The following is a 14,089-nucleotide window of genomic DNA, read 5'->3' as shown; positions in this document are numbered from 1 at the left end:
AATTTTTATAATTATCCCGGCCACTGTGCGAGCGTTACACGATCGTTATTTGCTAAGTCTTTAACTGTAAGTATATTTGTATACGCCATTTGTGCAAAAAAACTATGCACTTTAGTACTTTGTTGATAACCATGCTCAATGACAAGGTAACCATTTGACGTTAAAAAATTGCGTGCTTGAGTAATAATATACTTTATATCAGCCATACCGTCATCATCGGCAACTAACGCAGAAAGTGGTTCAAAACGTACGTCACCTTGATGTAAGTGAATATCATCATATTCGATATACGGCGGATTACTAACTATTAGATCAAACTGTTGTGCTGTAACTTGGCTAAACCAATCACTTTGCACAAAGTCTACATTAATAAAGCCTAACCGCTGCTTATTTGTATTCGCAAGCGCCACAGCATCAGCAACCCTATCAACCCCTGTGATTTGCCAAAGTGGCATTTCGCTGGCAAGTGCAAGCGCAATTGCACCAGTCCCAGTGCCTAAATCAAGCACTTTAGCGGCCACAGGTAAAGGCAAACTGAGCGTATATTCAACCAGTGTTTCGGTATCTGGACGGGGGATCAGCGTAGTGGGATTAACCTGCAGTGGCAAACTCCAAAATTCACGCGTGCCCGTTATATGAGCCACTGGCTCACCTGTTAAGCGACGTTGGCAATAACTTTCAAAGAGCTGTTGTTGTTGCGGTGTTAACTTTTGTTCTGGCCAGCTAAATAAGTAGCTACGTGGTTTTTGTAATACGTCGAGCAATAATACTTGAGCGTCTAATTTGGCACTATCGCTGCTACTTTGCAGCAGCAAAGTAGCACGCGAAACAGCACTTTCAATCGTGTCGGTCACGATTACTCATCACCCATAGCGGCTAGTAAATCAGCCTGATGCTCTTGCATTAGCGGCTCAATCACACAACCTAAGTCGCCGGCAACTACCTCATTTAAACGGTATAAAGTGAGATTGATACGGTGATCTGTAATACGTCCTTGCGGATAGTTATAAGTACGAATACGTTCTGAACGGTCACCGCTACCGACTAAGTTACGACGCTCTGATGCTTCAGCCGCGTGACGTTTTTCATCTTCCGCTTGTTGTAAACGTGCAGCAAGCACTGACATCGCTTTCGCGCGATTTTTATGCTGTGAACGTTCATCTTGGCACTCAACCACTACACCTGTTGGTAAGTGGGTAATACGAATTGCCGAGTCAGTTTTATTAACGTGCTGACCACCGGCACCTGAGGCACGGAACGTATCAACTTTAATATCAGCGGTATTAATTTGAATCGCTTCAGCTTCTGGCACTTCAGCCATTACCGCAACAGTACACGCAGAGGTATGTACTCGTCCTTGCGATTCAGTTTCTGGCACACGTTGTACCCGGTGAGCACCAGATTCAAACTTCAATTGCCCGTACACGCCTTCACCACTAATGTTAGCAATGACTTCTTTGTAACCACCGTGCTCACCTTCATTGGTGCTCACAATCTCTACTTTCCACTTTTTAGTTTCAGCATAACGGGTATACATACGGAATAAATCACCAGCAAAAATGGCTGCTTCATCGCCCCCCGTGCCGGCACGTACTTCTAAAAACACATTATTATTGTCGCGCGGATCTTTTGGTAGCATCAACACTTGTATTTGATCTTCGATAGCAAGGATTTGCGCTTTGGCTTCTTTGTATTCTTCTTGCGCCATCTCACGCATATCAGGATCCGAATCCTTTAGCATTTCTTCTGCTGTAGCAACATCATCTTGTGTTTGCTGATAGCCTAAAAATGCTTTAACAATTTCTTCCAACTCAGAATATTCTTTTGAAAGCGCACGAAAACGATTTTGGTCGCTAATAACTGACGGATCACTTAGCAGCGCTTGTACTTCTTCATAACGCTCTACTAAGGTTTCTAACTTACGATAAACGGACTCTTTCATGTAACTGCTATTCCTGATCAATACCTAACATTTTCTTTAATTGGCTTAACTGAGCAACTTCACCTTTTTTAGCCGCATCTTGAATTGCACGGGTAGGCGCGTGCATTAGGCGGTTGGTTAACTTGTTGGCCAGCTCTAAAATAATTTTTTCTGCGTCTTTACCGGTGTTTAATTGGCTTATTGCCTTATCAACCAGCTCAGACTTAATATCGTGTACATCTTGGCGATAAGAGCGGATCAGATCGACAGAGTCGAGTGAACGCATCCACATCACAAATTCCGCACAGCGCTGGGTAATAATCACTTGCGCTTCATCGGCGGCTTGTTCTCTTGAAGCGATATTTTCGCTTACTATTGCCTGTAAGTCATCAACCGAATACAAATAGGCCGCATCTAATTCACCTACTTGGCTTTCAATATCGCGCGGTACTGCAATATCAATAAATAACATTGGCTTATTACGGCGTTGTTTTAGCGCTTGTTCAACTACCCCTTTACCAATAATTGGCAAAGTACTTGCTGTCGAACTGATCACTATATCCGCCTGATGTAAGCGTTCAGGTAACTGCGCTAACGCAATAACGTCGGCATTAACATCTTCTGCCAGAAGGCGTGCACGCTCTATGGTGCGATTCGCCACGGTGATCTGTTGTGGTTCATTTTGATATAAATGTTTCGCTACCAGCTCAATTGTTTCCCCGGCACCAATTAATAGCACTTTGGTTTTATCTAACTTGCCATATATATGTTTAGCTAAATTAACCGCAGCATAAGCAACAGACACCGCACTGGCGCCTATATCGGTTTCCGTTCTTACTTGTTTTGCTACCGAAAAGGTTTTTTGAAATAACCGGTCAAATACCACACTCACCGAATTGTGATTTTTGGCGCTATTATAAGCTTGCTTTATTTGACCAAGAATTTGCGGTTCACCTAGCACCAAAGAATCTAGGCCACATGACACACGCATTAAATGATTGATAGCATCATTATCTTGATGACAATATACATTACTGCTCAGTTCGTATTCATCCAAACCGTGGAAACTAGCTAACCATTGCAACAGTATTTGGGAATTTTGCTGAGCGAGGCTACAATAGATTTCTGTTCGGTTACATGTGGACACAATAACCGCTTCATTAAACTGATCGTGATCGCTCAGTTGCTGTAATGCTTCTGACAATTGCTCAGGCGAAAAGGCAACCTTTTCGCGTAATTCTACAGATGCGGTTTTATGATTAATACCAAGTGCTACTATGGTCATATGTGCCAAATATTGCTAAGCCGTGCTCGAAAGACGATAATTTTACCAAAAATCAGCGGAATATGGAAAGTAAGGAACGACATTTGATTCGACTATATTTGATTTTACTCATATTTTTTTTATTTTTAAGTGGTTGTGCGCAGCAAATTAGCCCTCAAACAGCTCTTTATGACGATTGGAAGTCGCAATTATCACAACAAACCAATTGGCAAGTTGAAGGAAAACTGGCTTTTATTAGTCCAGATGAACGCCAATCAGCAAACTTAAATTGGCAACAACAAGAACAGTTAAACCAACTTATTTTAACGAGTTTTATCGGTACCCGTGTTTTAGCATTAACACAAAATACTAACGGCGCTGAACTTGAATACGATGATCACATTTACCATGACATTAATGCATCGCGCCTGCTTGCTAGGCTCACTGGTTTTAATATACCGATGGACAGCGCCGATAATTGGTTAAAAGGCACTGTTGACGATCCAAGTTTGCAAGTTGATGAACTAGGCCGAGCGAAAAATGTAACTTGGCACGCACCCGATGGCGATCAATGGCAAATAAGCTACGCTGATTACCAACAATACGCCGGATTTTGGTTACCTAAAAAGCTCACGTTAAAACACCAAGATATTAAAATAAAAATTCAACTTTACGAGTGGCACTTTAACTAACATGACTACGCACACTATGACTTCATTTTCGTTATTGGCTCCTGCCAAGCTCAATTTATTTTTACACATTAATGGCCGTCGTGAAGATGGCTATCATGAACTGGAAACCTTATTTACTTTTTTAAATTATGGCGATCAACTCACATTTACTTTGACTGAAACAACTGAAATTGAAGTCACTGGTGACACCACCGATATCCCCCTAAAAGATAATTTGATCTATAAAGCGGCCGTTTTATTACAAAAACACACAAATTCCCTTTTTGGCGCAAAAATAAATTTAACTAAAATATTACCCATGGGAGGCGGCGTTGGTGGTGGTTCTTCAGATGCGGCCAGCACACTTTTAGCGCTTAATAAATTATGGCAATGCCAGTTATCACTGTCTGAATTAGCAGCGCTTGGCGTGCAGTTAGGCGCAGATGTGCCGGTGTTCATTAACGGCAAAAGCGCCCTAGCTCAAGGCATTGGCGAGAAGTTAGTGAATGTAGAGCTGCCGTCAAAATGGTATTGTGTAGTGCATCCAAGTGAACATGTCAGCACCGCGAAAATTTTTACTCACCCAGATTTAAAACGCAATACACCGAAGCTAAAAGGCCACTGGCAGCAACAAACATTAGCCAACGATTGCGAGCCTTTAGTTAAAAAGCTCTGCCCTGAGGTTGAAAAGACCCTCCAGTGGTTGCTAAAATACGCTCCGTCGAAGATGACTGGCACAGGTTCATGCTGTTTTGTTGAATTTGCCACGCAAAAAGAAGCGCAACATGTTCTTGAAAATCTCCCCCATAACTGGGACGGTTTTATTGCCAGCAGCGTTAATATCTCTCCTGCTCATACGCAGTTGGACGCTATACATTGAAGCAATGAAGTAACGTACAAGTAAATAAAGTTTAAGTTAATAAGCTATACTTTTTTTATCGCTTATTAGTCCAAAAATTCAGTGCCTGAGGAACCCTACCGTGCCTGACATGAAGCTCTTCGCTGGTAACGCAACACCTGAGTTAGCTCAAAAAGTTGCAAAACGTTTATATATTGAAGTTGGCGATGCTGTTGTTGGCCGTTTTAGCGACGGTGAGATCAGTGTTCAAATTAATGAAAATGTTCGTGGCTCGGATGTTTTTATTGTGCAATCAACCTGTGCCCCTACTAACGATAACTTGATGGAGCTTATTGTAATGGTTGATGCCTTACGTCGTGCATCTGCAGGTCGTATAACAGCCGTCATTCCTTATTTTGGTTATGCACGTCAAGATCGCCGCGTGCGCTCTGCTCGCGTACCAATCACAGCAAAAGTTGTTGCCGATTTCTTATCAAGTGTAGGTGTTGACCGAGTTCTAACGGTTGATTTACACGCTGAGCAAATCCAAGGCTTCTTTGATGTACCAGTTGATAATGTGTTCGGTAGCCCAGTGCTACTTGAAGATATGAAAGAGCGTCAATTTGATGATGTTGTTGTTGTATCACCTGATATCGGCGGTGTAGTTCGTGCCCGTGCTATTGCTAAGTTATTAAACGATACCGATCTTGCCATTATTGATAAGCGTCGCCCACAAGCGAATGTTTCTCAAGTAATGCACATTATTGGTGACGTTGAAGGCCGTGACTGTATCATCGTTGATGATATGATCGATACTGGCGGTACCTTATGTAAAGCAGCTGAAGCACTTAAAGAACACGGTGCTAAGCGAGTATTCGCTTACGCTACTCACCCTGTACTTTCTGGCCAAGCATTAGAAAACATTCGTAACTCAGTAATTGATGAAGTGATTGTAACTGACTCAATTCCACTGTCTGCTGAATTAAAAGCAATTGATAAAATTAAAGTGTTAACACTTGCAGACATGCTAGCTGAAACAATTCGCCGTATCAGCAATGAAGAATCTATTTCAGCGATGTTCGAACACTAAACTTGGTTTAGTTAAAATATCCTGATGTAATAAAGCGCCTCGTTGGCGCTTTTTTTATGTATCGTGTTTCTTTTAATTAGTCGCGGTGGTATGATAGCGCGCCTTTTGGCTAGGGACCTTGGTCGCAAAGGCCCTACACTATTTAATTATTGGAGACATCATGTCTAACGAAACATATACATTTAATGCAGAATTACGCACAGCTACGGGTACAGGTGCGAGCCGCCGCCTACGTCGTGAAGATAAAATCCCTGCGATCCTTTACGGTGCTGACAAAGAAGCTGCATCACTTACTTTTGAACACAAAGATATTATCAAAGCACAAGAAAGTGAAGGTTTTTACACTCACATCCTTACTCTTGATATCGCTGGTGAAAAAGTTGAAGCTATCCTTAAAGATATCCAACGTCACCCGTTCAAGCCTAAAATCACTCACCTTGATTTCCAACGTGTAGATGCTACTCACAAACTTAACACTAAAGTACCAGTTCACTTCATCGGTGAAGAAGCGGTAACTAAAGCGGGTAACACTGTAGTTCACCAATTAACAGAAATCGAAATCACGTGTCTTCCTAAGTCACTTCCTGAATTCGTAGAAGTTGACGTAGCTGGCCTAGTTGCTGGTGACTCAATACACATCTCTGACGTTAAACTTCCAGCAGGTGTTTCATCTGTTGATTTAGCGAAAGGTGCTGATCACGACCAGTCTATCGTAACTATCAAAGCTAACAAAGCTGCGCCAGTTGAAGACGAAGCTGCAGAATAATTTTTAAGGTTTGCACCTTGAATTCTATTCAAATGCTTGTGGGCCTGGCTAATCCAGGCCCCGAATACGCAAACACACGCCACAATGCAGGTGCTTGGTTCATCGAGCAACTCGCTGCACGCTACAACTGTACGCTAAAACACGATCCTAAGTATCACGGCCTTACCGGCAAAGTGATCATCCAAGGTCAAGAATTCAAATTACTGATCCCTACTACTTATATGAATTTAAGTGGTAAAGCTGTCGGTAGTTTAGCCAACTTTTTCAAAATTCCCGTTGAGAGCATTCTAGTTGCCCATGACGAAATGGATTTAGAACCCGGTGTTGCCAAATTAAAAAAAGGTGGCGGACACGGTGGCCATAATGGTTTAAAAGACATTATTGCAAAGATGGCAAATCAAAAAGATTTCATGCGTTTGCGCGTTGGCATAGGTCATCCAGGACACCGTGAAATGGTGACCGGATGGGTGCTTGGAAAAGCAGCCAAAGAAGACCAAGAGAAAATGGATGCCGCAGTAGATGAAGCAGTTCGTTGTATGGAAATACTTGCAAAAGACGGTGTGTTAAAAGCACAAAACAGACTACATTCGTTTAAGCCATAATTGGTTAAGCGGATCTAAACAAGGTATCTTAACTATGGGTTTCAAATGTGGCATCGTCGGTTTGCCTAATGTTGGTAAATCAACACTTTTCAATGCATTAACCAAAGCGGGTATTGAAGCCGCTAACTTTCCTTTTTGTACCATCGAGCCAAATACGGGCGTGGTACCGGTGCCAGATCCTCGTCTAGACGAACTTGCAAAGATTGTAAAACCACAACGTATTCTTACAACGAGTATGGAATTTGTGGATATTGCGGGTCTTGTAAAAGGCGCATCGAAAGGGGAAGGTCTTGGTAACCAGTTTTTAGCTAACATTCGTGAAACCGATGCAATTGGCCACGTAGTGCGCTGCTTTGAAGATGACAACATCATTCACGTTGCAGGTACCATTGATCCTGCTGATGATATTGATGTGATCAACACCGAGTTAGTACTTGCTGATATGGATAGCGCTGAAAAAGCCCTTTTCCGTAACGCGAAAAAAGCCAAAGGTGGCGATAAAGACGCAAAAGAACAAAATGCCGTACTTGAAAAAGTAAAAGTACACCTTGATGAAGGCTTAACTTTACGTTCTTTAGCATTAACTAAAGAAGAAAAAGCGGCTATTAGCTCTGTTAACTTCTTAACAATCAAACCAACTATGTATATTGCTAACGTAGCTGAAGATGGTTTTGAAAATAACCCATATCTTGACCGTGTACGCGAAATTGCTGCTGCTGAAGATGCTGTTGTTGTGCCTGTATGTGCCGCGATTGAATCTGAGCTTTCGGAACTAGATGAAGAAGATAAACTTGAGTTTATGGCCGATCTTGGTCTGGATGAGCCAGGTTTGAATCTAGTGATCCGTGGTGGTTATGAGTTACTTCATTTACAAACCTACTTTACTGCAGGTGTAAAAGAAGTACGTGCATGGACAATCCCAGTAGGTGCAACTGCGCCACAAGCTGCTGGTAAAATCCACACTGACTTTGAGCGCGGCTTTATCCGTGCACAGACCATCGCTTTTGATGACTACATCGCCTATAAAGGTGAAAGTGGTGCAAAAGAAGCAGGTAAGATGCGCCAAGAAGGCAAAGAATACATAGTTAAAGATGGCGATGTAATGAACTTCTTGTTCAATGTTTAACACCATCCCAGTGTGACCTATCACCTTTAGTGATTTTTAAAGGCTCGTTTTTACGAGCCTTTTTTATTTTTGCACTATCATTAAATATCAGCTGTTGTGAATAAGTCACAATAAAGCAGTTAAAAAAACACCATTTTTATTAAAATTTAGCCTGTTAGCCTATTTTTCCCGCAAACAAACCAAGATACGTGTTTTTTTGCAAAAAAGGTGTTGACGGATTTGGGTCATATCAGCATAATACGCCCCGCACTCAGCGATGAAGTGCTAACAAAAAAGATGGCTAAGTAGCTCAGCTGGTTAGAGCACATCACTCATAATGATGGGGTCACAGGTTCAAATCCCGTCTTAGCCACCATTATTTTTTGTTGCTCAATGAAGAGTTTAAAATAACTACCTAGTGTTTTATTACACAACGTATGCGGGAGTGGCGGAATTGGTAGACGCGCTGGATTTAGGTTCCAGTATCTTAGGATGTGAGAGTTCAAGTCTCTCCTTCCGCACCATGTTCTTGATAAGAATTAAAATTATCAATTGTTATTGTTGGGATATCGCCAAGCGGTAAGGCACCAGGTTTTGATCCTGGCATTCCCAGGTTCAAATCCTGGTATCCCAGCCAACAATGGCTAAGTAGCTCAGCTGGTTAGAGCACATCACTCATAATGATGGGGTCACAGGTTCAAATCCCGTCTTAGCCACCATTTATTTTGAAATGGCTCTGTAGGAGTATAAACTACACTCAATAAAGAGTTTAAAATAACTACCTAGTGTTTTATTACACAAAGTATGCAGGAGTAGCGGAATTAGCAGTTGTCTTGAATTAGGCGCTGGATTTAGGTTCCAATACATTGTTACCTGTATGTTCGATGCGGGAGTGGCGGAATTGGTAGACGCGCTGGATTTAGGTTCCAGTATCTTAGGATGTGAGAGTTCAAGTCTCTCCTTCCGCACCATGTTCTTGATAAGAACTAAAACTATCAATTGATTCTTTGTTGGGATATCGCCAAGCGGTAAGGCACCAGGTTTTGATCCTGGCATTCCCAGGTTCAAATCCTGGTATCCCAGCCAACTTCTTCTACCAAAGAATGTTGTTAAAGAATAACTCTAGCTACGAGTATAAACAGCAAAAACGTATATAATTATACGAACTATGCGGGAGTGGCGGAATTGGTAGACGCGCTGGATTTAGGTTCCAGTATCTTAGGATGTGAGAGTTCAAGTCTCTCCTTCCGCACCATGATTCTTGATAAGAATCAAAACTATCAACTGTTTCTTTGTTGGGATATCGCCAAGCGGTAAGGCACCAGGTTTTGATCCTGGCATTCCCAGGTTCAAATCCTGGTATCCCAGCCAACTTCTTTTACCAAAGAATGTTGTTAAAGAATAACTCTAGCTACGAGTATAAACAGCAAAAACGTATATAATTATACAGACTATGCGGGAGTGGCGGAATTGGTAGACGCGCTGGATTTAGGTTCCAGTATCTTAGGATGTGAGAGTTCAAGTCTCTCCTTCCGCACCATGTTCTTACCTAGAACTAAAACTAATAAAATTTAAAGTTGGGATATCGCCAAGCGGTAAGGCACCAGGTTTTGATCCTGGCATTCCCAGGTTCAAATCCTGGTATCCCAGCCAATTTTATAAGTACCCTTCTCTATCTTTTATCTTTTATCTTTTATCTTTTATCTTTTATCTTTTATCTTTTATCTTTTATCAAAAAATTATATGAGTGAGCTTTCGCCCACCCTAGCCATTCTATTAATACCAATCACATTAAATTAGTTAGCTATTTAATTCGCTATGATAATCATATTTTTAATAAAATGAGAATTCTTAACTGATTTCACCGCTAATCGCATATTTTAATACCCAATGCTTTACCGGTCCGGTTTTATTTGCCATTTTCAAAAACTGACTGCGTGCCCACTGCAATGGAGTTAGTTGATTAGAAAAACCAAAATAACAAGCGTCCATCATACTCATCATTAACAAATTTGCTTTGCGTCTAGTTTGCTCATATTGTTTAAGATATTGTGCAGCACCTATATCGTCTGCATTTTTTAATATATCAGCAAGCGCTACGACATCTTGAAAACCTAAGTTAACCCCTTGCCCAGCGAGCGGATTAATCGTATGCGCTGCATCACCAACCAACACGATACGGCCATCTGAATAGCTGTTGGCATGTTGGCGGGCTAACGGAAAAACAGCATGCTCTATGATATCAAAGTCCCCAGCTAAGGGCGGGAAATGTGCAAGCAGTTGCTGTTTTAATTCGCTTGCTGAGAGTTGCTGCCATTGCTTTAACTGCTTTGCATCGTGGTAACAAATTAAATTGGCGTATGGCGCCTGCATAGGTAAAAAAGCTACCGGACCTGTGGGCTTAAACTGCTGCCATGTTTTTACTTGTTGCGCAGCGTCTAGTTTTATTAATACTCCCATACAATGCTGACCATATTGCCAACCCGTAACACCAATACCTGCCTGTTGACGTAATAACGATTGCCCACCATCTGCAGCAACAACTAAATCAGCTGTATATTGCTGCTCACCATAATGCAATGTCACTTGCTGTTCGCTTTGCTCAATTGCGGACAATGATTGAGGTGTTTCAATCACTTCGATATTGTGCTGTGCAAACTGTTGCCAGATACTCGCTTGAATTAAATTATTTTCAATTAAGTGGCCTAAATGAGTGGTATTAATATCGTGACAATCAAACAAAAGGTTATCGCCCGTTCGTTCAAACGCTTCGAGCTGTTGATATGGGGCATGTCGATGCACTCGTAAAATAGGCATAGCGCCTAAGTCATCTAATAAGTTTTCTGAAAAACGATTGATAGCAGATACACGAATATCAACTTTTTCACTTGCCAATACAGCATCAGCATCAATTATCTGCTGCTCAATCACTGTTACTTGGCATCCTTGTTTAGCGAGTTTAACTGCTGTAGCTGCACCAACCATGCCGCCGCCAACAACAATAACCTTGTTTTTCATCATTTTTAGTCACTAATTTGGTTATTTTCAGTGCGCTTGATTGTATCGTACTTCTGTTTACAAGTGCGAGTGAGTTTCATCTTAATCAACCATAAAACGCACTTTGTTTGACTTCAATTCACAAACATAAAAACTATACTTGGATCTAGACGGGTATCCAGCTAAAATACGCGTCCTTTAAGTAAGCGAAAGTGCCGCTTATCCTGTTTAGCGCACAACCGTGCCACTACCGAATTGAAAACGAGGCTATATTTCAATGAGTAAAAAGCTGCATATTAAAACCTGGGGTTGTCAGATGAATGAATACGACTCTCAGAAAATGGCTGATCTTCTCGATGCAACCAACGGCTACCAGTTAACTGATGAAGCTGGGGATGCAGATGTTATCCTACTCAATACCTGTTCAATTCGCGAAAAAGCGCAGGAAAAAGTATTCCATCAACTAGGCCGTTGGAAATTACTCAAAGATGACAAACCCGATCTGATCATCGGTGTTGGTGGCTGTGTTGCGTCACAAGAAGGCGATTCAATTCGCCAACGCGCACCATTTGTTGACGTTATTTTTGGCCCTCAAACATTGCACCGTTTACCTGAAATGATCAAACAAGTGCAAGGTAACAAAGGCAGCTCTGTGGTTGATATTTCATTCCCAGAGATTGAAAAGTTTGACCGTTTACCAGAGCCAAAAGCAGGCGGTCCTTCTGCATTTGTATCTATTATGGAAGGGTGCTCTAAATACTGTACCTTCTGCGTAGTACCTTACACGCGCGGTGAAGAAGTCAGCCGCCCGCTTGATGATGTATTATTAGAAATTGCTCAACTTGCAGAGCAAAATGTTCGTGAAGTAAACCTACTAGGTCAAAACGTAAATGCTTATCGCGGCGAAACTCACGATGGTGAAATTTGTTACTTCTCAGATTTAATTCGTTATGTTGCAGCTATCGACGGGATTGACCGTATTCGCTACACCACGTCGCACCCGGTAGAGTTTACACCAGACATCATTGACGCTTATGCCGACGTACCTGAATTAGTCGATCACTTACATTTACCAGTACAAAGCGGTTCGGATCGTATTCTTAATTTAATGAAACGTGGTCACACTGCTATTGAGTACAAATCAACGATTCGTAAATTACGTAAAATTCGCCCTAATTTAAGTATGTCGTCAGATTTTATTATTGGTTTCCCAGGTGAAAGCGCCGCTGACTTTGAAGCGACGATGAACCTTATCAATGATATTGGTTTCGATATGAGCTTTAGCTTTATCTACAGCGCACGCCCGGGTACGCCAGCGGCTGATTTGCCTGATGATGTCAGCGAGCAAGAAAAGAAAGAGCGTTTATACCTACTACAAAACCGTATTACTCAAATGGCGCAACAGATCAGTCGTCAAATGTTTGATACTGAACAACGCATCCTAGTTGAAGGTCCATCCAAGAAAAATCCGATGGAGCTACGTGGCCGTACTGAAAACAACCGCGTAGTAAACTTTATTGGCCCACACACAGTGATCGGTCAGTTTGTTGATGTACGTATAACTGAGGCACTGCCAAACTCTTTACGCGGTGACTTAATTCGTACAGAATCCCAAATGAACTTACGCCGTGCGGTTGCTCCTGCTGATATTTTAAGTAAAGCAGCACAACCAGAGCCGCAAGCCACCCCTGATGAATTAGGTGTTGCAACTTTCGTTCCTTAGGCGAAACTTACTGTGCCAGCCTCGCTGGCACATCAAAACAGGAAGCAATTTTGAGTAATCAATTAAAAAAATTAGAGATTTATTTAGAACCCTCCGACAACAAACGTCTTTCATCTTTATGTGGCCCGTTTGACGAAAACATCAAACACATTGAACGCCGCTTAGGTGTTGAAATTACTCATCGCGATAACTATTTTAAAATCACCGGTAAAACCACCAGCGCGTTTGCAGCGATGGAAATCCTCAAAGACTTATATGTCGAAACTCAGCCAGTACGCGGTGTTATTACTGAAATTGAAGCAAATACCGTACATTTAGCCATTAGTGAGTCAAATGCATTAGAGCAAGATGAGCTAAACGAATATGGCAAAGAGGTGATGATCAAAACTCGTCGTGGCGTAATAAAACCACGTAACGACAATCAAGGTCATTATGTATCGAATATATTTCGTCACGATATCACCTTTGGTATAGGGCCTGCTGGCACAGGTAAAACCTACCTAGCTGTCGCCGCAGCAGTTGATGCTTTAGAGCGTCAAGAAATACGGCGTATTTTATTGACCCGCCCTGCTGTTGAAGCCGGTGAAAAACTGGGTTTTTTACCAGGTGATTTAAGTCAGAAAATCGACCCATACCTGCGCCCATTGTACGATGCCTTATTTGAAATGCTCGGCTTTGAAAAAGTCGAAAAGCTGATGGAACAAAATGTCATTGAAGTCGCTCCACTTGCCTTTATGCGTGGTCGCACACTTAACGATGCCTTTATTATTTTAGATGAAAGCCAAAATACCACGGTTGAACAAATGAAAATGTTCTTAACCCGAATTGGTTTTAATTCAAAAGCAGTGATCACTGGCGACATTACCCAAGTAGATTTACCCCGTGGTGCGCGCTCAGGGCTTCGTCACGCCATTGAAGTACTTAGCGATGTAGACGAAATAAGCTTTAACTTCTTCCAATCACAGGACGTGGTACGCCACCCTGTCGTGGCACGTATTGTTGAAGCCTACGAACGTAACGATGAAGCAGAACGACTCAAACGCGCGGAAAAACAACGTGCTAAAGACTTGCTCGCAAACCAAGAGCAAGCGCAACCTTCGACTAAAGAGTGA

The 14,089-nt window shown here is 41.9% G+C and carries 12 protein-coding genes and 10 tRNA genes; 18 read left to right on the top strand and 4 right to left on the bottom strand.

From position 1 onward, the window contains the following. Positions 1-11: 11 nt before the first annotated feature. The 3 genes from prmC to hemA are packed head-to-tail and all read right to left on the bottom strand — an operon-like array spanning position 12 to position 3,206. Positions 12-854: a peptide chain release factor N(5)-glutamine methyltransferase gene (prmC, locus tag PVK79_RS06895; protein ID WP_257325561.1), complete on the bottom strand. Its 843-nt coding sequence runs from the start codon at positions 852-854 to the stop codon at positions 12-14. A 2-nt stretch (positions 855-856) separates the two neighbouring features. Further along, entirely contained in the window at positions 857-1,942 is a 1,086-nt protein-coding gene (gene prfA / locus PVK79_RS06890) for a peptide chain release factor 1 (protein ID WP_145240641.1), read from the bottom strand. Positions 1,943-1,949: 7 nt separating this feature from the next. Continuing rightward, positions 1,950-3,206, bottom strand: a complete 1,257-nt coding sequence (gene hemA / locus PVK79_RS06885; RefSeq protein ID WP_182719176.1) for a glutamyl-tRNA reductase — start codon at positions 3,204-3,206, stop codon at positions 1,950-1,952. 83 nt (positions 3,207-3,289) lie between these two features. Here hemA and lolB point away from each other — a divergent pair, with 83 nt between their 5' ends. The 16 genes from lolB to PVK79_RS06805 all read left to right on the top strand — a co-directional run bounded on the left by lolB (position 3,290) and on the right by PVK79_RS06805 (position 9,910). Then, positions 3,290-3,877, top strand: a complete 588-nt coding sequence (gene lolB / locus PVK79_RS06880; RefSeq protein ID WP_149980714.1) for a lipoprotein insertase outer membrane protein LolB — start codon at positions 3,290-3,292, stop codon at positions 3,875-3,877. Position 3,878: 1 nt separating this feature from the next. Next, positions 3,879-4,736, top strand: a complete 858-nt coding sequence (ispE, locus tag PVK79_RS06875) for a 4-(cytidine 5'-diphospho)-2-C-methyl-D-erythritol kinase (protein ID WP_257325560.1) — start codon at positions 3,879-3,881, stop codon at positions 4,734-4,736. A 100-nt stretch (positions 4,737-4,836) separates the two neighbouring features. Beyond that, on the top strand, positions 4,837-5,784 hold the full coding sequence (locus PVK79_RS06870) for a ribose-phosphate pyrophosphokinase (RefSeq protein WP_145240635.1): 948 nt from the start codon (positions 4,837-4,839) through the stop codon (positions 5,782-5,784). A 160-nt stretch (positions 5,785-5,944) separates the two neighbouring features. Continuing rightward, positions 5,945-6,550: a 50S ribosomal protein L25/general stress protein Ctc gene (locus tag PVK79_RS06865; protein ID WP_145240633.1), complete on the top strand. Its 606-nt coding sequence runs from the start codon at positions 5,945-5,947 to the stop codon at positions 6,548-6,550. A gap of 17 nt (positions 6,551-6,567) precedes the next feature. After that, positions 6,568-7,152, top strand: coding sequence for an aminoacyl-tRNA hydrolase (gene pth / locus PVK79_RS06860; RefSeq protein ID WP_145240631.1), 585 nt, complete (start codon positions 6,568-6,570; stop codon positions 7,150-7,152). A gap of 34 nt (positions 7,153-7,186) precedes the next feature. Further along, on the top strand, positions 7,187-8,278 hold the full coding sequence (gene ychF, locus PVK79_RS06855; RefSeq protein ID WP_145240629.1) for a redox-regulated ATPase YchF: 1,092 nt from the start codon (positions 7,187-7,189) through the stop codon (positions 8,276-8,278). 278 nt (positions 8,279-8,556) lie between these two features. Continuing rightward, positions 8,557-8,633, top strand: a tRNA-Met gene (locus PVK79_RS06850). A gap of 63 nt (positions 8,634-8,696) precedes the next feature. After that, positions 8,697-8,781: transfer RNA gene (locus tag PVK79_RS06845), tRNA-Leu, on the top strand. A gap of 38 nt (positions 8,782-8,819) precedes the next feature. Continuing rightward, positions 8,820-8,894: transfer RNA gene (locus PVK79_RS06840), tRNA-Gln, on the top strand. 5 nt (positions 8,895-8,899) lie between these two features. After that, positions 8,900-8,976, top strand: a tRNA-Met gene (locus PVK79_RS06835). A 167-nt stretch (positions 8,977-9,143) separates the two neighbouring features. Continuing rightward, positions 9,144-9,228, top strand: a tRNA-Leu gene (locus tag PVK79_RS06830). Between the two features lie 40 nt (positions 9,229-9,268). Further along, positions 9,269-9,343 (top strand) — tRNA-Gln (locus tag PVK79_RS06825). An 84-nt stretch (positions 9,344-9,427) separates the two neighbouring features. Next, positions 9,428-9,512, top strand: a tRNA-Leu gene (locus PVK79_RS06820). A gap of 41 nt (positions 9,513-9,553) precedes the next feature. Beyond that, positions 9,554-9,628 (top strand) — tRNA-Gln (locus PVK79_RS06815). Positions 9,629-9,712: 84 nt separating this feature from the next. Beyond that, positions 9,713-9,797 (top strand) — tRNA-Leu (locus tag PVK79_RS06810). 38 nt (positions 9,798-9,835) lie between these two features. Then, positions 9,836-9,910 (top strand) — tRNA-Gln (locus PVK79_RS06805). Positions 9,911-10,108: 198 nt separating this feature from the next. On the opposite strand, the gene PVK79_RS06800 is transcribed toward PVK79_RS06805, so the two are convergent. Continuing rightward, positions 10,109-11,278 carry an FAD-dependent oxidoreductase gene (locus PVK79_RS06800; RefSeq protein WP_182735560.1) on the bottom strand — a complete coding sequence of 390 codons (1,170 nt, stop codon included), beginning with the start codon at positions 11,276-11,278 and terminating at the stop codon, positions 10,109-10,111. Positions 11,279-11,531: 253 nt separating this feature from the next. Here PVK79_RS06800 and miaB point away from each other — a divergent pair, with 253 nt between their 5' ends. Continuing rightward, entirely contained in the window at positions 11,532-12,977 is a 1,446-nt protein-coding gene (miaB, locus tag PVK79_RS06795) for a tRNA (N6-isopentenyl adenosine(37)-C2)-methylthiotransferase MiaB (protein WP_257325559.1), read from the top strand. Between the two features lie 50 nt (positions 12,978-13,027). Further along, positions 13,028-14,089: a PhoH family protein gene (locus PVK79_RS06790; protein WP_145240623.1), complete on the top strand. Its 1,062-nt coding sequence runs from the start codon at positions 13,028-13,030 to the stop codon at positions 14,087-14,089.

Source organism: Pseudoalteromonas rhizosphaerae, assembly GCF_028885455.1.
Classification (GTDB): Bacteria; Pseudomonadota; Gammaproteobacteria; order Enterobacterales; family Alteromonadaceae; genus Pseudoalteromonas; species Pseudoalteromonas rhizosphaerae.
Note: the sequence above shows the minus strand (reverse complement) of the source record. Positions and strands in the feature narration are given on the sequence as shown.

Excerpts from the sequence above, each read along its gene's own strand:
- prfA (WP_145240641.1), bottom strand. The coding sequence starts at position 1,942 with ATGAAAGAGTCCGTTTATCGTAAGTTAGAAACCTTAGTAGAGCGTTAT.
- hemA (WP_182719176.1), bottom strand. The coding sequence starts at position 3,206 with ATGACCATAGTAGCACTTGGTATTAATCATAAAACCGCATCTGTAGAA.
- ispE (WP_257325560.1), top strand. The coding sequence starts at position 3,879 with ATGACTACGCACACTATGACTTCATTTTCGTTATTGGCTCCTGCCAAG.
- PVK79_RS06865 (WP_145240633.1), top strand. The coding sequence starts at position 5,945 with ATGTCTAACGAAACATATACATTTAATGCAGAATTACGCACAGCTACG.
- ychF (WP_145240629.1), top strand. The coding sequence starts at position 7,187 with ATGGGTTTCAAATGTGGCATCGTCGGTTTGCCTAATGTTGGTAAATCA.
- PVK79_RS06800 (WP_182735560.1), bottom strand. The coding sequence starts at position 11,278 with ATGATGAAAAACAAGGTTATTGTTGTTGGCGGCGGCATGGTTGGTGCA.
- miaB (WP_257325559.1), top strand. The coding sequence starts at position 11,532 with ATGAGTAAAAAGCTGCATATTAAAACCTGGGGTTGTCAGATGAATGAA.